This is a genomic window from Chlamydiota bacterium, from assembly GCA_016178055.1.
Lineage (GTDB): Bacteria > Auribacterota > JACPWU01 > JACPWU01 > JACPWU01 > JACOUC01.
This window is the reverse complement of record JACOUC010000017.1, coordinates 1-21,282: the sequence shown is the minus strand read 5'-3', so window position 1 is coordinate 21,282 and position 21,282 is coordinate 1. Positions and strand designations below refer to the sequence as shown.

Here is a 21,282-nt window from a genome sequence, read left to right as displayed (position 1 = left end):
TTATGAATTAATTTATTCTACCTTTATTGTCAATTCTCAATTATCCATTATCAATTGTAAATAGATTTTCTATGAGAAAAAAAAGAAATTTACACAGTCAAGGACTGCTTCTCATTGAAGCTCTTTTATCCGTGGTTATTTTAAGCGTTGCCGTGAGTGCAGCCATTCGTGCCTTTGCCTATTCAGCTAAAGTCGATCGGTTGACCAAAGATTATTTGGCTCTCCTTCCCCTGGCTGAGGAAAAAATGTCTCTTCTCGAGGCTGAGCCTCATTTGGATGAAGGAGAAACTTCAGAGAAATTTGATAAACCTTATTCGGATTTCTCATGGCAGGCTCATATTAGAAAAATTCATAAGAATAATGTTCAAATGGAAAGTGAAGAAAAAGAGGAAACGGTGGAATATTTTAATGTTTCTTTAGAAGTAAAAGCGGCAAAAGGAATGGTTCATGGCCTTTCGCTCGACACCATTCTCGTTAAGAAAAAAGAAGACACAGAAGAAAAGGATGAAAATAATGCTTCGGCATCTCGGTAGGGAACGAATTCGCAAGGGACTCACCCTCATTGAGCTATTGCTGGCCGTGTCTTTATTCTCGGTGGTCGGTGTTGTTCTTTATTCAATTTTGGCACAAGGCGTTCATCTCTGGAAACGCTCTCAAATGGAACAGGATCGCTTCAGTGAAGAGCGACTGATCCTTGATAAAATGACCCAAGATATCCGAAATGCGTTTATACATCAATGGGTTCAATTTATGGGAAAAGCAGATGAGATCTATTTTTGCGGCTTAAGGAGATTGATTGAAGAAAGTCCCCCTTCGACCTCGCTTCGGATGGTCAAAGTTCATTATTCCTTTTTAAAGGAGAATGAAGGCTCTCAAAAAAAGGGGCTTTATTTAAGTGAATATCCTATTGAAAAATCTTTTTTGGAAGACCCTCCCCCGGGCAAGCTCTTAACGACTGTATTCAAAACACTTTCTTTTGAATATGGGTATTGGGACACCCATGAAGAAAAAATAATTACAAAATCTCAGTGGAATAATCCAAAGGTGGTTCCTCGGGTGATGATCATTCATGCCCTTTCGAGTCAGCCTTTAGTGAGAACAGTGGTTTTACCAGGAGGAGAATTGCCTGAGATTTCTGAAAAAGGAAATGAGGATCATGAAGAAGAATAGCAATCAAGGTTCTATCTTGATTTTGTCTCTTTGGATTCTTACCCTTCTTACCCTCATGGCCTCGAGTCTCTCGTTTTATACCATGCTGCGGGTAAAGGTTCTTCGATATCGCATGGATCAAGTGGTTGGACGATATCTTGCCGAAGCAGGAGTTCATTGGGCCATGCTTGCACTTGCCACACGAGATCTTGATTCCTATGAGTCCCTTTCTCAAGGTTGGTCCAATTCTCCTTCCATGTTTAAAGAAAAAATGGTTGGAAACGGTAAATTTAGTTTATCTTATAGCGAGATTGATTTGGATTTGGGACTTCAAACTTATTTTGGTATAATCGACGAAGAAAGAAAGATTAATCTTAATACAGCACCCAAGCAAGTTTTGCTTGAATTACCTGATAGCACAGAAGAAATTGTTGATGCGATCATTGATTGGCGAGATGTCAACCCAACTCCTGAACGTAAGGGGGCTGAAAAGGATTATTATCAGGATTTAGATATTCCCTATCCAGCAAAAGATGGTCCTATGGAGGATATCTCAGAGCTTCTCCTGATTAAAAATATAACACCCAAGCTCTTAGAAAAATGGGCCGATTTTGTAACCATTTATGGGGATGGAAAGGTCAATGTTAATACAGCTTCTCGGGAGGTTCTTGAAATGATCGGTTTAGATGATAGCCTCATTGAAAAATTTATGGAATTTCGTCACGGTCCGGATGAGCTTCCCGGGACAGAGGATGATGGATCCTTTAAGGATGAAGGATCGATTGCCCGTATTCTTTTTGAAGCTGAACCTCTGAGTTCTATGGAGACTTCTCAAATTATCAATCTTGTTTCGAAGGGACTTTTAGGCGTGAAATCTAAGTTTTTTAGAGTGGAGGCAACCGGGATGCCTTTGGCGAGTCTTCGATCGGGGCGTAAGGTGATTGCGATCGTTGAGCATGTTCAAGGAGATTATGTCAAGATTCGGCGGTGGTTGGAAAAATAAGTTTTTTTGCGCAATCTATCTTGATCAAGAGCTGCTCAAAATCATTATTGCTCGCTCAAGGGAGGAAAAAGATCTAGAATTGGCTTTCCTCCACCCCATTAAAGGCTTGTCGGATGAAGAGATTGCAGCGGAAATTCGAAAAGTTATTAAAAAATTTAAAGGAAAAAATTTTGATTTTGTTTTGGGGCTCCCCCGAAATTTGGTCACCGTCAAAAATTTAGCTCTTCCATCCATTCAACGTGAAGAGATGAATTCGATGGTTGAATTTCAGGTCACCCGTCTTGTTCCTCATCCCAGGTCAGAAATTGTTTTTGATTATGAACTTTTAAGTTCCCTTCCCAACGAGTCCAGCTTAGTGCGTCTGGCCGTCATTCATCGTAAAGCGATTGAGCATTTGATTTCTATTTTATCAAAGGCAAATATTCACCCGCAGCATATTTGGATGGGTTCAGAATCCTTGAATGCTCTCCTTCCTGAAATAAAAGAGCCGACTGCAATTCTTGAAGTGGACTATCATCAAACGAATATTCTTTTTTTAAAAGAGGGGAAAATTCACTTTTCAAGAAGTATTCCTCTAGGAACTAAAGATCTGGTTTCAAAACCAGAAGCTCTTTCAGATTTTGTGGGGGAGGTCGAAGCCTCTTTTGCCCTTTTTCCGGTTGATCATGAAGAGGAAAAAGAAAAAATTCCTGTTCTATTAACGGGGGGAACTGAAACAGTACCCTTATTAAAAACCCATTTAAAGGAACGCTTAGGGTTTGAGACGCGTTCTTTCGAGACCCCCTTAAAAGCAAAAATTCTTCAAGATGAGAATCTTTCTCCTCAGGTTTCTTGGGCGCATTTGCTAGCGCTGGCGAGTTCTAAACCTGACTCCCCTTTTGATCTTCTTCCGTCCGATATTCGAAAATCATTTGAAAACATTATTTATAAAATTGAATTACGAAAGTTGTTTATTCTGCTCGGAAGTGCCCTTTTAATCCTTTGCTGGGTCTTCATGAATGAGCTCAGGCTAGAAAGAAATTTTTTGAATGGTTTAAAAACTAAAACGAGGACCCTAGAACCTGCGGCAAGTCAACTCGAGGTTTTAAGAGGAAAAATTCTTCTATTTAAAGAACATATTGAACATAGAGGAGATTGCCTGGATCTCATTCTTTCACTCCTTCAAAACATGACAGAAGGAATTTATCTTAAAACCATTACTTATGATGGAAGTAAAATTTCCTTACGGGGTTATGCCCCTACCCTTGCAAAGGTTTTTGAGCTCACCAGTCTTTTGCAAAAGAATCCTCTTTTTCAAAAAATTGAGACGCGTTATGCACGTCAGGTAACAGAACAAAGAGAAGAGACGGCCGAATTTCACTTAGCATGTATTCTAGCAAAATCTCATGGTTACTTGAAGGAGCCAGAAAATGCTTAACAAATTAAGCATTCGCGAAAAGAAACTAGCACTTTTTGCAGGTTTAATCATTGTTTTAATGGCGCTTTATTTTATGGTATTGGATCCTCTTTTTTCTAAACTTCGAACACTTCGAGGAGAAATTCAAAAACAAAGTCTAATTTATGCGAAATATGTAAAAATTTTTAACAGCAAAGATCATATTGAACATACTTATAATCAATATGTTGGAATTGTAAAAGTTGAGGGAAGTAGTCAGGAGGAAATATCAAGATTTTTGGCGGAAATCGAAGCCCTCAGTCGAAAGTCTGATGTTCGAGTGGTTGACATGAAACCCTTATCGACTCAAGATAATCATTCCATTAAAAAGGTTTATCTCGAAATCGAGTTTGAAGCTCAGCAAATGGGATTGGGAAAATTTCTTTTTGAGCTTAAAAATTCTCAAGCAATGATTCATGTGGATTCTCTCAAAGTGAATGCCGGAGCTCGAAGTGAAGGATTAAAATGTCATCTCGTTCTATCGAGAATTGTTGTTTAGATTTCTGCTCTTAATTTCAGAATCGCTTCATTCATGTCTTGGGGAATGGGCGCTGAAAACGAAATGGGTTGATTGTTTTCAGGATGAATGATCTCCAAAAAAGCGGCGTGTAGCATCTGACGTGTGATTCCTAACTCTTTTGCAACTTCCAGACCTTTCTTTCCATAATCCGAATCTCCAAGAACAGGGTGTCCCAAATGGGCCATATGAACACGAATTTGATGCGTTCGACCTGTTTTAAGCACGACACGTATCAGTGTCGCCCTTTTAAATTTTTCAACAACTTCAAAAGTGGTATGAGCCTGTTTACCTGTTAAAGTCACCGCCATTTTTTTTCGATCGGTCGGATGGCGGCTAATCCCTAAGAGCAGTTCCCCTTTGACTCCTTTGAGGACTCCCCAAACAAGGGCAAGATATTGCTTCATGACTTTTCTTTTTTCAAATTGGGCCCCGAGTTTTCTTAAACCTCCTTCTTGTTTTGCAATCAATAAACATCCCGAAGTGTCTTTGTCTAATCGATGGACAATCCCAGGCCTAAGCGGATTATCTGTTTTTGCAAGGGTTTGACAATGGTGGAGAATGGCATTTACTAAAGTGTGCTCCAAATGTCCAGGCGCAGGATGAACCACCAGACCGGGTTGCTTGTTGATGACAAGAATATTCTCATCCTCATAAAGGACTTCTAAAGGAATATTTTCAGGAAGAAGGCGAATGATTTTTGGAACAGGAATATGAATTTTGATGGATTGTCCAGGATGTAGGAAGGTATGGGACTTGCGTGGGACACCATCGATGGTTACTTTTTTTTCTCTAATCGCTCCTTGAATTTGAGTTCGAGAAAATTTAGGAAGTTTTTCGACCAGATATAAATCAAGTCGTTTTCCAGAATCAATGGGGTCAACTTTGAAATGCTTAATGATTTCTTCTGACATCTCGTTTCGATCGATAAAAATAAATGAGTGCGAATCCTGCTGTTCCAAGACTCATCCACTGGAAGATGCTTAAAGCTCCTATCAAAGGATTATCCCCTCTAAAAAATTCCATTGAAAATCGAAGAACAGGATAGAGCATAAGATAAAAAATAAAAGTTTCTCCTTCAAATGTTTTTCTTTGATCGATCCATAAGAGAAACCAAAAAAGAAATGTCAGCAGCCATGCTTCATAAAGTTGAACCGGATGGATGAGATGATGAGGCCCATAATGAAGAGCTGGAAGACTCCCTTGTGGAAAGTTGACCGCCCAAGGCATTTTTGTGGGTCTACCAAAACAGCATCCATTCATAAAACATCCTATGCGTCCAATGGCATGAGCGGGCACGAGTGCAATAATCACAAGATCTGCAATTTTTAGAAATGGAAAATTTTGAGTATAAGAAAAAATTTTAATGGCTAGAATTCCTCCCATTAAGCCCCCATAAAAGGCAAGACCCCCTTTTTGAATCATGATGATCTCTAAGGGATGATGAAAATAGGTATGCCAGTGAGTAGCTACGTAGAAAACACGAGCTCCCATTAACCCGCCTATCATCATTCCTATTCCAAGGTCATAACTTTTTTGACGTGGAATACCCATTTTCTGGGAGCGAAGTCTCAGGACAATGACTCCCAAAAAAAAACCCAGTGCCATCATAGCCCCATAGGAATAAAGGGTTATTGTGCCTAATTTAAAAAGAATGGATTTCATATTATTTTTTTATATTCCTCTTTCAAAAAAGACACAGCAAAAAAAACAGCGCCTACCGTAATGGCACTGTCCGCAACATTAAATGTATACCAGTGATACGATTGGATATAAACATCAAAAAAATCTACAACATATCCTCGAAAAATTCGATCAAACAAATTTCCAAAAGCTCCTCCTAGAATTAAACTTAATGAAATTTTCTTCATCCATTTAAGGGGAGCAATTTTGCAATATAGAATCATTAAAATCATAACTGAAAGAAGGTTGATAATGAGAAGAAAAATCTTAGCATGGGGAAATGCGCCAAATGCACTTCCTGAGTTGTGGGCGAGGGTTATGTTGAAAAAATTTGGAATAATGACTTTGAAAGTCCCAGGGTAAAAATTCCCATCGATGAAGTGTTTTGAACACTGATCGATAAAGAAAATAATTAGAACAAGAAAACTGAATATCAATTTTAAGATTTTTTCTTTTTTTCCTGTTCGGTCTGGCATGGAAGGCATAAGGTGGCATAAGGAACTGCATCAAGTCGCTTCGAAGAAATAGGTTTTTCACAAACTTCGCAGATACCAAAAGTTCCATCATCGATCCGTTTAAGGGCTTCCTGGATTAAATAAAGAATTTCCTGTTCCTGAGTAAAAATCCCCAAGGCAACACCTCGATCATAATCATCCCCACTCATATCGGCAATATGAATTGAATAGCCCGAGAGTTCTCCCGTACTATCCTTCTGAGATTTTTGAAGATGATCGCTTTTAAGATGGTCAATATTTTTTGTTAATCTTTCGAGCTCATTCAGGAGAACTTTCTTGTATTCTTGAATGACGGATTTTTTTAATTTATCTTTTACAGGTTTACTCTTTGACATATTTTTCCCCTTCGCATAAAATCATTTTGAACCTCTAAGATGCTCGCTGACAGATTCAATGCACCGGTGACAAATGAGTGGATGCGCCTCACTTTCACCTACAGTGACAGCATAATTCCAACATCGTTGGCATTTTTCGCCTGAGGCTCGACTGACTTTAATCCCTAACCTTTTCATCCCCGTTAAATGATAATCTTGAGGCCAAGGTTCCATCATTCCCTTGAGACTTGCTTGGGAAACAATAAAAATAGCCTTAAGATCGAGGTTGGAATTTTCAAAACAGCCTAGAATATCTTCCCGATCTGTCACAAGCTCTACTTGAGCCTCAAGCGAACTTCCAATGACTTTAGACTTACGTTGGTCCTCTAAAACTTTGAGGACTTCAGACCGAATTTCTTGAATAAATTCCCATTTTTTTTCGAGTAATTCATCATACCACTTTTGATCAACCGTTGGCCAGTTTGTTAGATGAACGCTTGAGTTGGGTCCACCTAACAAACCATCGGACTGCCAAATTTCTTCCATACTTACAACAAGAATGGGACTGAGCAAGCCATTCAGTACCCTTAAAATTTCAAAGAGAACCGATTGAGCAGCCTTTCGTTTCTTTGATTTAGGCGGCAAAGTATAGAGGCTATCTTTAAGAATGTCAAAATAAAAAGCGCTCAGTTCAATGATACAGAATTGATCGATCAAATGATAAATTTTGCAAAATTCATATTTTTGATAAGCATGACTGACTTTCTCATGAACATTAAAAAGGCGGCTTAAAACCCATTGATCCAGTTCGCTTAATTCATCAGAATTAACTTGATGCTGCCTTGAGTCATAGTCAAATAAATTTCCTAATAAATATCGAAAGGTATTTCTCATTTTTCGATAAGTATCAGCAATTTGACGCAAAATGGCTTCTGAAATTCGAATGTCCTGAAAAAAATCAGTCGAGGAAACCCATAATCTTAAAATATCAGCGCCATAATTTTTTATAACTTCTTGAGGGGCTATGACATTCCCTGAAGATTTCGACATCTTCTTCCCTTCCCCATCGACGACAAACCCATGAGTTAAAACCGCTTTAAAGGGAGGTTTCTCCGAAAGGCTCATGGCGGCTAAAAGTGAAGTTTGAAACCAGCCCCGATGTTGATCGCTTCCTTCTAAGTAGAGATCTGCGGGGGCTTGGAGTCCTTTGACTTTATTGAGAACCGCATGATGACTAATTCCAGAATCAAACCAGACATCCATGATGTCTTCTTCTTTTGAAAATTCCCCCTTTCCACATGAGGCACATTTTTTTGTCTCCCCCAGCCAATCATGAACCGAATATTTAAACCAAGCGCAAGCACCCTCTTTTTTAACTTTCTGAATGATTTTTTGAGCCGTCTCGTTATCCAAAAATTCCTTGTTACATTGCTTACAATAAAAAATTGGGAATGGAACCCCCCACAACCTTTGTCTGGAGAGACACCAGTCTGGCCGTGTTTCGATCATGCTGGAAATACGGTTTTTTCCACCAGAGGGAATCCATTTTACTTCATCAATAGCCTTGAGCGAATTTTGACGTAGGTTTTTTCGATCGACCCCTAAAAACCATTGAGGAGTAGCCCGGAAAATAACTGGAGATTGACAGCGCCAACAATGGGGATAGGTATGCTCGATTGGTTTTTGAAGGAGAAGAGCTCCCCGTTCCTTAAGTAAATCACAGATGGCTCGATTGGCGGAAAAAACCGATTGTCCCTTAAAAAGTTCAACCTCATTTGTAAACTGGCCTTGGGCATTGACAGGGGAAAGAATAGGAAGATGGTAAACAAGACCGATTTCATAATCTTCCTGGCCATGTCCGGGGGCCGTATGGACGCAGCCTGTTCCTTGGTCTAACGTTACATGAGAGCCTAAAATCAAAAGAGATTTTCGATCAATAAAAGGATGCTGACATTCAAGTTTCTCAAGATCTTTCCCTTTAAAAGTTTTTAGGATTTTGATCGAAGCCCAGTTCATTAAATTTTGGAGTTTAGGTATGAGTTCTTGAGCTGCAATCAGAGTCTCTTCTCCTATCTCAAATGCAACATATTCTGCCTCAGGATGGACAGCAACCGCTACGTTTCCAGGAAGTGTCCATGGGGTTGTGGTCCAAATTAAAACCGATGTATTGAGCAGAAGATCAAGGGCTTGGGCTGATGTTTGAGTCAATGCAAATTTTACATAAATCGAAGGCGAGGTTTTATTTTCATATTCTACTTCGGCCTCTGCCAATGCGGTCTCACAGCTGGCGCACCAATAAATAGGTTTGAGACCTTTATAAATGTACCCCTTTTGATAAAGATCCCAAAAACACTCCATGATGCTTGCCTGATAAGAAAAGTTCATGGTGAGATAAGGGTTTTCCCATTCCCCTAGAATCCCAAGTCGCTTAAATTGAGACTTCTGAATATCGATATATTTTAAGGCATATTGACGGGCTTTGGCTCGAAAGTCAAGACGGTCAACCGTATGTTTCGTCTTCCCTAACTCCTTAAAAAGCTGAAGTTCAACTGGAAGGCCATGACAGTCCCAGCCCGGAACATAAGGGGTTCTAAATCCTTGCATGGTTTTATATCTAATGATGATGTCTTTTAAAATTTTATTCAGTGCATGACCGATGTGAATGTCACCATTCGCATAAGGGGGGCCATCGTGGAGAATAAAAGCAGGACTATTTTTCCTGTTTTCTTGTATTTTTTGATAAAGATGATCTTTTTCCCATTGTTCAAAAAAGAGAGGTTCCCGCTTCGGCAAATCAGCCTTCATGGGAAAACTTGTTTTAGGAAGATTGAGTGTTTCTTTGTAATCCATCATTGAACGGCGATCGTACCAGAGTCGCAAAAGAGTGTCAATCGCGGTTTGACCCCGCATCAGGGCAACCTCATTATAAATGAATAGGCTATGTATCTGATTCCACTCAATGCAAGTGCCATAGCAAGAATTTGTAGTCGCCCCATTCATGGGGCCATCCATGTGCATGGACTGCCCGATGAATCGGGCGACTACAAAGCAGGTTGGAATGAACAACTTCTTCATCAAATCTTGGCTCAAAATTTATAATAAGGTGGCCCTGACCATTAGAAAAAACTATAAGCGCTGAGCGATAAATGTGGTAGCTTTAAAGCCGTTATGAAAATGGGCCCCAGTAACCGCAGACAGGCGACCGGAGACAGGGAATCCGCAAATCTTATGCATCCTACTCGACTGAACATCTTATTAGGTCTTTTAATCGCTCTCCTGACTACGGCTATCTATATTCAAGTGAGTCATCATCCTTTTTTACCCTTCGATGATAATGGATATGTGACTAAAAATGCCCATGTTCAGAAAGGTCTGACGCTCGAAAATATTCGCTGGGCTTTTAAGACCAGAGAAATGGCTAATTGGCATCCTTTGACATGGATAAGCCATATAATCGACGCCCAAATGTATGGGCTCAATCCTTCGGGCCATCATCTCACCAATTTGTTTTTTCACATCTTTAATTCTCTTCTTCTGTTTACAACTTTATTTTTAATGACTGGAATTCAATCTGCCAGTTTTTTTACGGCCTTTCTTTTCGCTCTTCATCCCCTTCATGTCGAATCGGTTGCCTGGGTTGCTGAAAGAAAGGATGTTCTCAGCGCTTTTTTTGGGATCGGAACTTTGCTGTTTTATTCGATTTATACCCGCTCCCCCTCACTCCGAAAATATTTAGGAACAATCGTTATATTTATTTTAGGTCTTCTTTCAAAACCAACCCTGGTCAGCTGGCCTTTTGTGCTCCTTCTTCTCGACGATTTCCCTTTAAACCGTTTTTCAAAATATCGATGGAAATGTCTGTGGGAAAAAATTCCCTTTTTTATTTTATCCGTGGGCTCATGCTGGATGACCTTTCTTGTTCAGCGATCGGGTGGTGCTGTGCGCTCCTTAGAAAAATTTTCACTGATGGCTCGCATTAAAAACACTTTGGTTTCATATATGATTTACATCAAAAAAATGTTTTGGCCGGTTGACCTGGCCTATTTTTATCCCCATCCTGGAAATTCTCTTCCTTTATGGGAAGCGCTGGGAGCATTTATCGTATTAGTCATTATTTCGTATGGAGCCATTCAAAAACGCCGGAATTATCCTTATCTTCTCACCGGCTGGTTTTGGTTTCTGATCACTTTAATTCCAGTGATTGGACTGGTTCAAGTCGGAATGCAAGGATATGCCGATCGCTATACCTATCTTCCTTTAATTGGACTTTTTATGATTCTCTCCTGGGGGGCTCGAGATCTTCTGTCAAAATTATCTGGAAAATTTATTCGCAAAATAGTGGTTTCCATCCTATATGTATTGATTCTAGGGGTTATGCCTCTTGTCACTTGGGGGCAAATAAAATACTGGGAAAGCAGTCGAAGCCTTTTTGAACGAGCCGTTCATATTAATCCTCAAAGCGATTTGCTGTATTTTAACTGGGGGGTCGCCCTTTCTGAAGAAGGTCAATTAAAAGAAGCGATTGAAGTCTATCAAAAAACCCTTCAACTGAATCCAGGCTTCGCAAAGGCTTATAATAATTTGGGCTTTGCCTCTTATCGGCAAGGGAGAATGAGTGAAGCCATTCAAATGTATGAGAAGGCGCTGAAGATTAAACCTGATTTTATGGAGGCCCATGACAATTTTGCGGCGGCGCTTGCCGATTTACATCGATTTGATGAGGCTCTAATGCATTATACCCGTGCCTTGGAATTAAGCCCTGACTCTGCCAGCCTTCACAATAATTTAGGAGCCCTTTTGATTCAAATGAACCGGCTCGAATCAGCGGTGTCTCAACTCCAAGAGGCCTTGAGAATAAAACCTGATTATTTAGAGGCCCATTTTAATTTAGCTTTAGCATTCATGAATCTAGAAGATTTGAAAGAGGCATCGCTACAATACTTAGAGGTCCTGCGTTTAAAACCGGATTCCTTCCAGGCCCATTATAATCTGGGTTTGATTCTCGTTCGCTTAAATCTTTCCCGAGATGCAAAAAAAGAATTTTTAGAAGCCCTCAGAATTAAACCCGATGATGTAGAGGTTAAAGAAGCCATCGCGAACATACGATAAAAATTATATTGGAAAAAGTACATTCCTAAGACTGCTGGCAATAAAATGTTTGAAAGAATTACCGCCAGAACAAGTGGCTTTGATTGAAGGAGATGAAATTGAGTCGTGGCAAGAATTAAGGTCAGAGCTTCTCGATTACCTAGAAAAACTTCCTCAAACCCATCTGAGAGCAGCTCTTCTTATTGATGAAATTACAAGCATTCCACAATGGCATCGAGCCATTAAACTCCTTACAGACCAAGGAAAATTCTCTGGAGTTTTGGTTCTCTACACAGGTTCATCAACGACCTCTCTGAGAGAAGGCGGGGAATTCTTTCCAGGAAGGCAAGGAAAACATCGTCAAACCAATTTTGAAATTTTGCCTCTTCCCTATCGTGACTTAGCCGGTTTAATCAGTCTTGAAGAATATTTTTTCATTGGAGGCTTTCCCTGGGCTATTACAGAATACCTTCGTTTAAGAGTCTTGCCTGATTTTGTAGGCGAAATTTACTGGAGCTGGCTTAAAGGGGAATTTCTAAAAAGAGGAAAATCAGATGTTCTTCTTCTGAAACAGCCCGACAGTATTTGGAATTACTCAAGGATTGCTTTGCCATTTATGAAGTGATGTGGCAAGATCCCATCAAACAAATCCTGTCCCATCGGAAAAATCGAAAATACTACCCCATCGATCCTCTGCTTTTCCATCTTTTTCAAAGGGGAGGCACTTTGAATGGGTTTGAACCAAGAGACCCCATCCGGCCTGAACTTGAAGGTCAAATCGCTGAGGGCATCGTTTGCCAAGAACTTCAAAGAATTTCAAAAGATGTGGGCTACTGGAGTGGGAAAAAAGAAATCGATTTTGTCCCTTCTCTCATTGAAGTCAAATACCAAAATAGAGTTTCCCCTCACGAATTTCTGTGGTTTGAAAAAACTTTTTCAAAACGGAAAAACCTCTTGGTCCTAACCAAAAACGATCACTTCCATTTGGGGCCGATCAAGGGAGTTCCTCTCAAAGAATGGCTTCTGAGCGATAAGTCCTTTTCTTCATAAAACGTTTATAGATTTAAGTTTTAAGGGGAACCCAAGATAGTATCTATAGACACAATATATAAAAATATGTACAATGTACGTATGGATTATTTACGCTTTGAATTGGAGATAATTCTATGAGAGAACATTATGATTTTTCAAAGATGAAAGCCGAGAAAAACCCCTACGTTTCTAGATTGAAGCGCCCTATTACCATTCGGTTGGACAAAGGAACCATATCCTATTTCAAGGCGCTGGCTACCGAGCTAGGCATTCCCTACCAAAACCTTATTAACTTATATTTACGAGATTGTGCATTTCATCACAAAAAACTGCAACTTAACTGGGCTTCATAAACCTAAGAACAAACCGCTTGTCATATCAGTATACATCGGCACAGAACCATTCATACTTCATCTCCTGATAGTACAAATACATCATACTTTCTGGAGAATAAAAATGAAATGTTGCTTATGAGATGATTAAATATTCTTCTCAGCAATACCCGCTGGACGGGCAACAGCACCGAGGTCACAGCCGAGGTGAGTGGATTCGAGCAAATCGAGACTAACTTTTATGATTATCAGTAATTTCTACTTAAACGAAATTTCCTTACTTTTTCCTAAGGCTTCATTTATAAAAACCAGCTTCCCTGCATCCTCTCCACACAATTGCTTATTTGCATTCAAAAGCTCAATCCCATAGATGGTCCCATCCGAGGAAATATCCACATTGAGCTCATCACTAATATGAAGGGTCTGGACTGAATCCGTCTTCTCGTGCAAACGAAGATAGGCAATGTTATATCGAGGATCATAAGTGAGTTTCACAGGAATCTCCCATTAAAAATATCTTGTAATCACGGTTAACACCAACCATCTTGATTTTTCTTCAACTGTAAAAATTTCAACCTGTTTTGTAAAGTAATGTCGCCCTTTCTAAGATGCATCAAACACAAAATTTTTGCGGAAGCCTACACGCCCAAATTTTGCAGGGAAACGTTCCCCCGTCAACACAGCTTCCTGAACATCCTGCTCACTCGCCCCTCTTTCCATCATGCGTTCTACAGCATGAGGGTGTAGATCAACATTCATAGAATGAAACCTCTGAAAAACCCTTACTTCTGGAGACCTCTCAAAAAGGTCCCAGAGGGAAGCGCGCTGCGAGCGAAGGAGGAGGGCGTACGTTTTCCGGTACGCCGCACGACTGAGCGAAGCAGGAAGCGTTGCAGATGGGCCTTTTTCAGAGGTCTTAGAATTTTAATCCCAAGGTTACTCCTATTTCAATGAGGTCATTATACATCAAAAATAGTTGCTACAGGAATTACATATTCTTCTCAATAACCCCCGCGGCGCGGGCAGCGGCATCTATGTCACGACCCAGGTGAATGGCCGTTTTTAAAGGAGGAATTTTTCCATCTTTTGGGAGCAAATCATTGATTTCTTCACGAGTCAACTGGAGTTGGTCTCTCATAAGAGCTCTCAATTGGACTTCATCTCCTGAATAGAGTACCGTCAAAAGCAATTGCTCAAAATCAAAGTCTTTGTCCCCGCACACGGCAGGGATTTTTTGAGTTAAAAGATAATCGCCGTAGAGCTTCCAGTTTTCCTCAAAGCCAATCACACGGACTTGTTCTTTTTTATTCGTTAACACATCAAATGAATGCCGCCAAATCTGATCAATCAATTGTTTGCCAGTATTTTCTCCAGTAACAACCAGAATATCATCCTCACGAACCCTATATTTTTTTCTCACAAATTCTTGAAAATCCTCGTCTCCCCTCGTGTCAAAAAATACAATTCCCGCTTTTTGAGATTTTCTCATCTGAGCTACATCGAACATCACTTTTTCTGCCTTCTGAGGGTCTCTCAAGAAATCAATATCAATGGAAAAGATAACCTTGTCCGGAATCTCATAACTTTCAAGCCGCTTCAATGCGGCTTTAAAAATAGCATCTTTTAATCTCTTCAATTGCGCCTTGAACCCAGCATAAATAAAGGCCCATCTGGCCATTCTACCTTTTGTTAAATTAGCATCCTCTGATTTTCTAATCTCAATCGCATCGATTCCTGTTTCTCTGGTCTCCAACTTTTGAACGAGCACGGATCCACCCGGAATTGATTTTCTATCTTCCAGGGCACTCCCAATGGAACCATAGGTACCTGTTCTAAAATCCAATAAAAGACCGTCTTTTGATAGTCTCCCTTTCATCTCATTTCCAAACGCCTTTACCTCGTCGGTCACGCCCAACTCCTCCAGCGTTTGAATCCCTTTTAGTTCAAGGGCTAAATTCTGGAGCACTTTTCCATCTTTAGATCTTGTGGCTTGAATTAAATCACTTAAATTTTGGATCCATTGATTCAGTTCATCAGGAGAAAGTTGATTGCCTCTTGCAACACGGTATTTCTCTAAATTTTCTCCCAATGTTTCCAGAATTTGTGGAAGCGTTCTTCTCAGCGCGCTCACATAACCCTTGAGTGTTTCAGCATGAGTTAAGATGCCATTCTCTTTCAACCATGCCTCAAACTGATCATCCAACTCTACTCGAGACCCAGTATTCATATTCAATGAATCAGAAATTTCTCGGATGATCTCTTTAAGCTCGTCTTTTATTCGCCCGAGAGTCTCTTCATCTTTTGCAGACTTAAGCCACTGTGCAGCACTCTGATGATGACGATGCATCACTTCTCCATCCAATTTTCTATAAATCGCAATCACTCCCTTAACATCATGAACAGCCTGAGTTGCTTCTTCGGTCACGTCTAAGATCATTTTGATCAGTTCCGGATTTTTCATCAGAAGGTCCTGAAGCTCACGGATCTCGACCACAGAATCTTTTCGAATACGATTCAAGAGGGCGACCGTGGGTTTAAGTTTATCTTCAAGGCTATAACCTAAAACCGCTGGAAAAATCTCAATGATCTGAGCAACGTTCACTCCGAGACTTTCGAGATACTCTACTGTGGGCTCCAGATTTTCTTTGACGCTATAACTGAGAACTTTAGGGAAAAGATCAATCACATCGCCTATTCTCTTGACCCCTATTTTTTGGAGATATTGAACGGTCGGTTCCAAATTTTCTGAAATATCAAGACCCAACACTTGAGGCAAAGTTTCAATCACATGCCCCATACGTTTAACCCCAACCTTGCGAAGATAGCGAATCCTAGATTTTATCTTCTTCATACTCAGATTAAGCGCTTGAGGGAAAACATCAATCACATGGCCTATCTTTTCAACCCTCAAACTCCGAAGATATCGAATCCTGGGCTTAAGCCTCTTCCCAAGATTAAGGCCCAAAACGGAAGGAACTGTCTCAATCATATGAGCCAATCTTTTAACATGAAGACTTTGAAGATATTCAACCGTAGGTTTTAGATTTTTTTTCAAATCATAAGTGAACACCTTGGGAAAAACATCGATTACATGACCTATGTTCTCTACGCCAAGGCTCCGAAGATACTGAACGGTAGGGCCTAAATTATCCTTGATGCTTAGGCCCAGAACAGAAGGGGCAACTTCGATGATATGGGCTATTTTTTTGGACCCAAGCCCCTGAAGATATTCTACTGTCGGCTGTAAATTATCTTCAATGCTGTAATTAAAAATTCCGGGAAAAACTTTTACCACATGAGCTAGTTTTCTCACGCCAAGTCCATAGAGCCAGATAAGGACCCGTTCTTGTTTCTCCGTAAATTTTCGTCCTGGAAATGCCTCTTTTATCGCAGTAGATTTATTAATCTCACGAATATGGATTTTGCGTACGCCTTTTTCTTTCTCTTTTTCTTTCTCTTTTCCATCCACTATCCCTAGCGGCAATTCATGTTGTCTTCCCCATTTGCTAGGAACCAGAACGCGCGTCTCATGAAACGCCTGTTCAACCTCTCTTAATAAATCGGAATAGCCGTCATCTTCATCGTGGCTATAGTCGGAATTATCGAGGTGCTTTAATTCGTGGTCTAATATTTTTTCTAAGAGCTCTGGACCGTGATCTAGTAGCCACTTCAAGAAATTTTCTCCGATCCAGATTCTGGCCTGAGGTGTCGTTAGTATGCCTCTACCATCAGAGAGTCCGACATGGACATATGCTTTTGTATCTTTTCTTTCATAGACCAGGTCCTTGCCTTTTAAAATTCCGAAAGAAAAACGACACCTGAATTCTTTGTCTTCTAAACCATCGTCTCTATCGTCATTCTGGCGCAAGCCAGAATCCAGATTATTACCTGTCATTCCGGGCTCTGAGCTGGAATCCACTGTTACTTGCCTCTCATAAGGTCCTGGATTCCCGCTTCCGCGGGAATGACGAAAAACGTTGTATTTTGCCTTACCCAGAATTTGAGTAAATCGGCTGAGCTGATCAGAAGTAAATGTCACAGCCTGATCTTTCGCAACCTGAGTCTGCCACGGCTCTACTTTTTCTCCTTCTGTTTTACTCTTGGGAATCAGATATTGATGAATCTCTCGTTCATCGACTTCCACCTCCACAATCTCTCGCGGCCCTTCTCCAATCGTCCACCAAATCACCTCATTCACATCTTTATTTTCAGCATCGCCTATGTTTTCGATAATTACATCACCCTCCTTTCCATGATTAAGTTCGTCTTCCAGCTCAGAAATAAACCGCCATCCGGGACTATATTTTTCTGCGGCATGAGCCATCAAGATACCTTCACGAGGGAAATTTTCTACAAACCAATCCTTCATGACAAAGACGATGGTATCCACAGATTCAGGATCTTCGTACAGAGTCACCAAGGGATCTTCCTGACACCTCACGTGTCCAGAGACGCTTCTACCTGAATAAAGAGTTTGATAACCAAGATCTCCTTCAGAGTGGTTATATCCAAGTGCCATGTGGAATTGGCCTCCTGCTCTGATACGGATGTCCCATCCAGGACGTTCTTTAATAACATCAATAACAATGAAACCCCCAGCTATATTTTTACTTGCCCCGCCACTCGGAAATTTAGCCCATCTATCTGTCTGTAAATTCTCAATCGCCCTGCGAATGCCTCCTGTTCTTGATACATGAGCATCCTTTATCTCGACAAAACCTTCAGGAATACAAGATTCAAGATACCGATAGACTTCAGACGCCGACTTACGTTCATTAAGTGCTTCGTGTAAAAATCGATATCGCGTTTCCAGCCATACAGAGCCCTTTTCGTAGCATAAGGCGATAAGGGCCAAAGAACCTCTCACATCCAATAAACTTAAATGTCTCTCATCATTTACAATGACAATAAATTTCCCATCGTTATCCCGATAAGCATAGATATCTAAAGACATCTTAGGATTGATCCACACTTCAACATCCCCATTGAATGAATTGAGATATTTCTTTAAAGATTTGACCGTTACTTTTGCCACAGATTGTTTAGCAATATTGAGGGCTTGGGCAATAGTCCCTGGAATCTCTTGTGAATCAACCTGTTGCAAAGCGCGCGGCCGTAAATTCCATAAAATAGGTTCAACGACTGCCCAGAAGATTAAAGCAATAACCCATACAGGATGCGTCTCTGCCGCTGTCAATAAAATATAGAAAGACACATTTGAAAGTGCTGAAGTACACCATCTCACATAATATTTCAGTAATTCGATGCGGTTTACCTCTATGGGAAGCCCCCACTTTTCTATCTTTGAAGAAAAGAAACTGTTGTTCAAAATAATAGAAGCCACGGATAATATAAAAAAGAGTCCTCCTGCATGGGGGTCTATGAGAGAAGCCACAGAAAAAAGAAGCATCAAAAAAGCCTTTGATCCTAAAATGTCATACTTGCCTTTGTCAATCCTCTTCAAAAATGATCGAACGATCAATTTCAAGCCGTTCATTATCTTTTTGGGCTGCACGGTGTTCGCCTGAACCGATTGATCTGCCTTCTTTTCAATAGCCAACTCAGTTGGAGCTTGGGAAAGCATCAAATCATTTTTGGATAAATTCTGGACTTCGGCTTGAAAACTTCTATTTTCATTTCTCCTCACACTCAACTCAAACAAATTTTGATCTATCTCATCTTTCACTTTTATTATTTCATCAAGAACACCTTGAACAATTATGATATTGCCCCGGTAAATTTCAACAGAGCTTCCTACGACCCTTATAGCATATGTATGTACGACATCCTTGTTTTCAAAAAGACTTGACTAAAGATGTCTGCATTCTCAATGACTTGGACATTTCCAATTTTTCCCGTTCGGAGAATTCTTGCATCCTGAGGTGTTAAATACTTATGAATCTCATCGCCTCTTCCGCTTATTTCATGAATGGCCTCATGTGAGGTGCCAAACATAAAATCGGCCTGACGATGCGCTTTTGGAATATTCATCAGATGTTTCAAGCTGACAAAAAATTTCATATCACCCACATGATTGCCATAAGGAGTGCTGAAGTCATAACCCTCTTTATCATTTTCTTCATCGCCAAAATAAAAGATGTAAGCACCATCTGGAAGAGTCTCTGTTTCTAATTCCAGCCCCTGCCCGCACAGCTCTTGAACCCTTGCCTTAATGACAGCCGCCCATTGAGCCAAAAATTGTTTTTCCTCTTTCGTCCCCTCTTGTATTTCCAAAATCTTATATAGTGCAGTCTTTTCTTTGGATTGAGCCAAAGAACTGATCAAAGAAAACCTCCTTAGTTCGAACTAAGCCCATCGCTTCAATCACTTCGTGATCTGCCTCTGGAAATAGGATGTGCGCAGTTTCATGCACAATTGTGGCCTCATCCAGCAGCTCTACCTGAAAGAATATTTCCTTAATCCCTAGAAGAGCGAACGTGCCCAAAACAGCTCCCCATATCATATTGGAAGATCCGAAAAGCCCTAGCACGCCCCGACTAAGCTCGGCCGCCCCAGCCTGATGGGATGCCAAAAGAGCAATCGCCGCGCCCGTCGCTAAGAATAAGGCCGTGATAAACTCTGTCCCTCCTGAACCTTCTTGACCGGTCTTTTCAGGCTTGCCGGGAAAATCTGCGTATGCTCTCTCCTGTTCCCGAATAATGTCCTGTTCCTGCCTGACAGAATCGGGCCTATTCATCGCCAGTTCACGGGGAGACGGCAATGTCTCAAAATCAATAATTCTTATCCCACCATCATCCTGCACAAGCATTTGTTTCCAGCGTATGAGTCCCTCCGGATGACCGACCCCCGCATCCCGTAATATTTGCTCAATCCGGGCCAGTTCAGGCGGTTTCTGTTCCAAATCCAAAACCGTCCTTTCAGCCAAAACTCCCAGTGAAAGCAAATAAAAATTGCCCTGGTCATAGACGACACCGATGAATTCCTGTGCCCGGTACTGAGGGCGCAATTCTCTCAGAGCTTCATCCACCTGAATTGCTTTCCTGATTTCCTCTGCAGGATGTCTTACGCGCAGTAGGGCAACTCTCTTAGCGTATACCCATCGCCCATCTTCAAGCTGAAATCTCCTGACTTTTCCGCGATCTTCTCCCGGACAATGCGGCATATTTTGCGTTTGATCATAAAAATCGGCTATCGTTTCCAGCCTATCCGGACTCAATATAAGATCATCCCTCAATAATTCCGTTAACCCCTCTATATATTTTGCGGGTGAGAGATAAAATTCTTCTTCAAATTGACTTTTAAAACGGTCCAGAACGATGATTTGCGAAGATCCATCATTTCCATAATATTTTTCAGCAATATCCGGAAATAAAATGGGTCTTGATCTAAATAGTTTGAGCAAATCTGTAAATTCTTTTTCGAATTGATTCTGCTTTCCGGAGTCCTGACTTATTTTAACCTGTATTTGCCGTGAATAATATTGATCCGCGTCGGCAAGCGGGTGATTCTCGCCGTGAATCGTCCGCATTAGGTTTTCCATGGCATAATGATCTCCCACTAATCCTATTAATCTGGATTGCGCCCTATTGTTTTGATGCAATTCTTGATATGAAATGCCGGAGCGCTGCAATGCGATATAAAGCACTAAATTAAACGGGAATCGTCCCCGTTCATCCATGACATATTCGCTTTCTGTGCGTGCATTAAGGACAATAAAACCCAGGGCATATTTCAACGCTTCATCTGAAAGACTTTCAAAAGAAATCATCGAGCTCAGCTTATCGAACAACTCCTGAGGGAATTGGGCCAGCGATCCATATTGGTTTACGGCATTCTTAAATTCCCGCGCAAACCGGAAGAGCTTCAGTTGAGCCTCCCGCTCCCGATTCCAAATTTTTGAATCTAGCCCAGCCGCAAGATCAGATGCGCTCTGGACTGCTGAAACTCTTGGGCGGGTTTTAGCTAATGAAATAAGCTGCTCAGATTTCTGACGAATATTTGACGCCAGTATCGTGGGCGCTGTATGATCATCTGGGGTCATCTATGAAAAAGGGATGCAAGAAAAAAATGAAGCGCCATCCCTGAATAAATCTACGTAAGTTTTTCCATTACCATCTATGAAAAAGGGATGCAAGAAAAAAATGAAGCGCCATCCCTGAATAAATCTACGTAAGTTTTTCCATTACCAACCTCTTTTCGTTTTTTGCATTTTTATTTTTTGTCTTTTCGTTTGTTTTGAGTTCTCCCCAGTCA

General features: G+C 40.7%; 19 protein-coding genes and 1 pseudogene. 10 read left to right on the top strand and 10 right to left on the bottom strand.

Annotated features, from left to right (window positions below):
* Positions 1-71: 71 nt before the first annotated feature.
* The 5 genes from HYS07_02255 to HYS07_02235 are packed head-to-tail and all read left to right on the top strand — an operon-like array spanning position 72 to position 4,086.
* On the top strand, positions 72-533 hold the full coding sequence (locus HYS07_02255) for a hypothetical protein (protein ID MBI1869997.1): 462 nt from the start codon (positions 72-74) through the stop codon (positions 531-533).
* Complete coding sequence (locus HYS07_02250) at positions 505-1,170, top strand: prepilin-type N-terminal cleavage/methylation domain-containing protein (GenBank protein ID MBI1869996.1); 666 nt, start codon at positions 505-507, stop codon at positions 1,168-1,170. Before HYS07_02255 ends, HYS07_02250 begins: the two co-directional genes overlap by 29 nt.
* Positions 1,157-2,152, top strand: a complete 996-nt coding sequence (locus HYS07_02245; GenBank protein ID MBI1869995.1) for a general secretion pathway protein GspK — start codon at positions 1,157-1,159, stop codon at positions 2,150-2,152. The genes HYS07_02250 and HYS07_02245 overlap by 14 nt, the downstream gene beginning before the upstream one ends.
* Positions 2,121-3,569: a pilus assembly protein PilM gene (pilM, locus tag HYS07_02240; protein ID MBI1869994.1), complete on the top strand. Its 1,449-nt coding sequence runs from the start codon at positions 2,121-2,123 to the stop codon at positions 3,567-3,569. Before HYS07_02245 ends, pilM begins: the two co-directional genes overlap by 32 nt.
* Complete coding sequence (locus HYS07_02235) at positions 3,562-4,086, top strand: hypothetical protein (protein ID MBI1869993.1); 525 nt, start codon at positions 3,562-3,564, stop codon at positions 4,084-4,086. The genes pilM and HYS07_02235 overlap by 8 nt, the downstream gene beginning before the upstream one ends.
* Here HYS07_02235 and HYS07_02230 read toward each other — a convergent pair.
* The 5 genes from HYS07_02230 to ileS are packed head-to-tail and all read right to left on the bottom strand — an operon-like array spanning position 4,083 to position 9,466.
* On the bottom strand, positions 4,083-5,018 hold the full coding sequence (locus HYS07_02230) for an RluA family pseudouridine synthase (GenBank protein MBI1869992.1): 936 nt from the start codon (positions 5,016-5,018) through the stop codon (positions 4,083-4,085). The genes HYS07_02235 and HYS07_02230 overlap by 4 nt on opposite strands.
* Positions 4,999-5,769, bottom strand: coding sequence for a prolipoprotein diacylglyceryl transferase (gene lgt, locus HYS07_02225; protein MBI1869991.1), 771 nt, complete (start codon positions 5,767-5,769; stop codon positions 4,999-5,001). The genes HYS07_02230 and lgt overlap by 20 nt, the downstream gene beginning before the upstream one ends.
* Positions 5,766-6,263 (bottom strand): signal peptidase II, encoded by a 498-nt coding sequence (gene lspA, locus HYS07_02220; protein MBI1869990.1) that lies wholly within the window; start codon positions 6,261-6,263, stop codon positions 5,766-5,768. The genes lgt and lspA overlap by 4 nt, the downstream gene beginning before the upstream one ends.
* Positions 6,227-6,637, bottom strand: coding sequence for a TraR/DksA C4-type zinc finger protein (locus tag HYS07_02215; protein ID MBI1869989.1), 411 nt, complete (start codon positions 6,635-6,637; stop codon positions 6,227-6,229). Before HYS07_02215 ends, lspA begins: the two co-directional genes overlap by 37 nt.
* A gap of 21 nt (positions 6,638-6,658) precedes the next feature.
* Positions 6,659-9,466, bottom strand: coding sequence for an isoleucine--tRNA ligase (gene ileS, locus HYS07_02210; GenBank protein ID MBI1869988.1), 2,808 nt, complete (start codon positions 9,464-9,466; stop codon positions 6,659-6,661).
* A 90-nt stretch (positions 9,467-9,556) separates the two neighbouring features.
* Here ileS and HYS07_02205 point away from each other — a divergent pair, with 90 nt between their 5' ends.
* From HYS07_02205 to HYS07_02185, 5 genes are all read left to right on the top strand, one after another.
* A complete protein-coding gene (locus HYS07_02205; GenBank protein MBI1869987.1) occupies positions 9,557-9,715 on the top strand; it encodes a hypothetical protein in 159 nt (52 codons plus the stop codon).
* Between the two features lie 129 nt (positions 9,716-9,844).
* Entirely contained in the window at positions 9,845-11,725 is a 1,881-nt protein-coding gene (locus tag HYS07_02200; GenBank protein ID MBI1869986.1) for a tetratricopeptide repeat protein, read from the top strand.
* 7 nt (positions 11,726-11,732) lie between these two features.
* Positions 11,733-12,329 (top strand): ATP-binding protein, encoded by a 597-nt coding sequence (locus tag HYS07_02195; protein ID MBI1869985.1) that lies wholly within the window; start codon positions 11,733-11,735, stop codon positions 12,327-12,329.
* Positions 12,330-12,430: 101 nt separating this feature from the next.
* A complete protein-coding gene (locus HYS07_02190; protein MBI1869984.1) occupies positions 12,431-12,754 on the top strand; it encodes an ATP-binding protein in 324 nt (107 codons plus the stop codon).
* Between the two features lie 116 nt (positions 12,755-12,870).
* Positions 12,871-13,089 carry an antitoxin gene (locus HYS07_02185; GenBank protein ID MBI1869983.1) on the top strand — a complete coding sequence of 73 codons (219 nt, stop codon included), beginning with the start codon at positions 12,871-12,873 and terminating at the stop codon, positions 13,087-13,089.
* A gap of 237 nt (positions 13,090-13,326) precedes the next feature.
* Here HYS07_02185 and HYS07_02180 read toward each other — a convergent pair whose 3' ends face one another.
* From HYS07_02180 to HYS07_02160, 5 genes and pseudogenes are all read right to left on the bottom strand, one after another.
* Positions 13,327-13,563 (bottom strand): DUF2283 domain-containing protein, encoded by a 237-nt coding sequence (locus HYS07_02180; GenBank protein MBI1869982.1) that lies wholly within the window; start codon positions 13,561-13,563, stop codon positions 13,327-13,329.
* 12 nt (positions 13,564-13,575) lie between these two features.
* A pseudogene (locus HYS07_02175) lies at positions 13,576-13,791 on the bottom strand (hypothetical protein).
* A 265-nt stretch (positions 13,792-14,056) separates the two neighbouring features.
* Positions 14,057-18,754: a hypothetical protein gene (locus tag HYS07_02170; GenBank protein ID MBI1869981.1), complete on the bottom strand. Its 4,698-nt coding sequence runs from the start codon at positions 18,752-18,754 to the stop codon at positions 14,057-14,059.
* Positions 18,755-18,831: 77 nt separating this feature from the next.
* Complete coding sequence (locus tag HYS07_02165) at positions 18,832-19,353, bottom strand: hypothetical protein (GenBank protein ID MBI1869980.1); 522 nt, start codon at positions 19,351-19,353, stop codon at positions 18,832-18,834.
* Positions 19,307-21,070 (bottom strand): hypothetical protein, encoded by a 1,764-nt coding sequence (locus HYS07_02160; protein ID MBI1869979.1) that lies wholly within the window; start codon positions 21,068-21,070, stop codon positions 19,307-19,309. Before HYS07_02160 ends, HYS07_02165 begins: the two co-directional genes overlap by 47 nt.
* Between the last annotated feature and the right edge of the window lie 212 nt (positions 21,071-21,282).

Excerpts from the sequence above, each read along its gene's own strand:
- HYS07_02185 (MBI1869983.1), top strand. The coding sequence starts at position 12,871 with ATGAGAGAACATTATGATTTTTCAAAGATGAAAGCCGAGAAAAACCCC.
- lgt (MBI1869991.1), bottom strand. The coding sequence starts at position 5,769 with ATGAAATCCATTCTTTTTAAATTAGGCACAATAACCCTTTATTCCTAT.
- HYS07_02215 (MBI1869989.1), bottom strand. The coding sequence starts at position 6,637 with ATGTCAAAGAGTAAACCTGTAAAAGATAAATTAAAAAAATCCGTCATT.
- lspA (MBI1869990.1), bottom strand. The coding sequence starts at position 6,263 with ATGCCAGACCGAACAGGAAAAAAAGAAAAAATCTTAAAATTGATATTC.
- HYS07_02250 (MBI1869996.1), top strand. The coding sequence starts at position 505 with ATGAAAATAATGCTTCGGCATCTCGGTAGGGAACGAATTCGCAAGGGA.
- HYS07_02160 (MBI1869979.1), bottom strand. The coding sequence starts at position 21,070 with ATGACCCCAGATGATCATACAGCGCCCACGATACTGGCGTCAAATATT.
- HYS07_02200 (MBI1869986.1), top strand. The coding sequence starts at position 9,845 with ATGCATCCTACTCGACTGAACATCTTATTAGGTCTTTTAATCGCTCTC.
- HYS07_02205 (MBI1869987.1), top strand. The coding sequence starts at position 9,557 with ATGTATCTGATTCCACTCAATGCAAGTGCCATAGCAAGAATTTGTAGT.
- HYS07_02255 (MBI1869997.1), top strand. The coding sequence starts at position 72 with ATGAGAAAAAAAAGAAATTTACACAGTCAAGGACTGCTTCTCATTGAA.
- HYS07_02230 (MBI1869992.1), bottom strand. The coding sequence starts at position 5,018 with ATGTCAGAAGAAATCATTAAGCATTTCAAAGTTGACCCCATTGATTCT.
- HYS07_02245 (MBI1869995.1), top strand. The coding sequence starts at position 1,157 with ATGAAGAAGAATAGCAATCAAGGTTCTATCTTGATTTTGTCTCTTTGG.
- ileS (MBI1869988.1), bottom strand. The coding sequence starts at position 9,466 with ATGGATTACAAAGAAACACTCAATCTTCCTAAAACAAGTTTTCCCATG.
- pilM (MBI1869994.1), top strand. The coding sequence starts at position 2,121 with ATGTCAAGATTCGGCGGTGGTTGGAAAAATAAGTTTTTTTGCGCAATC.
- HYS07_02235 (MBI1869993.1), top strand. The coding sequence starts at position 3,562 with ATGCTTAACAAATTAAGCATTCGCGAAAAGAAACTAGCACTTTTTGCA.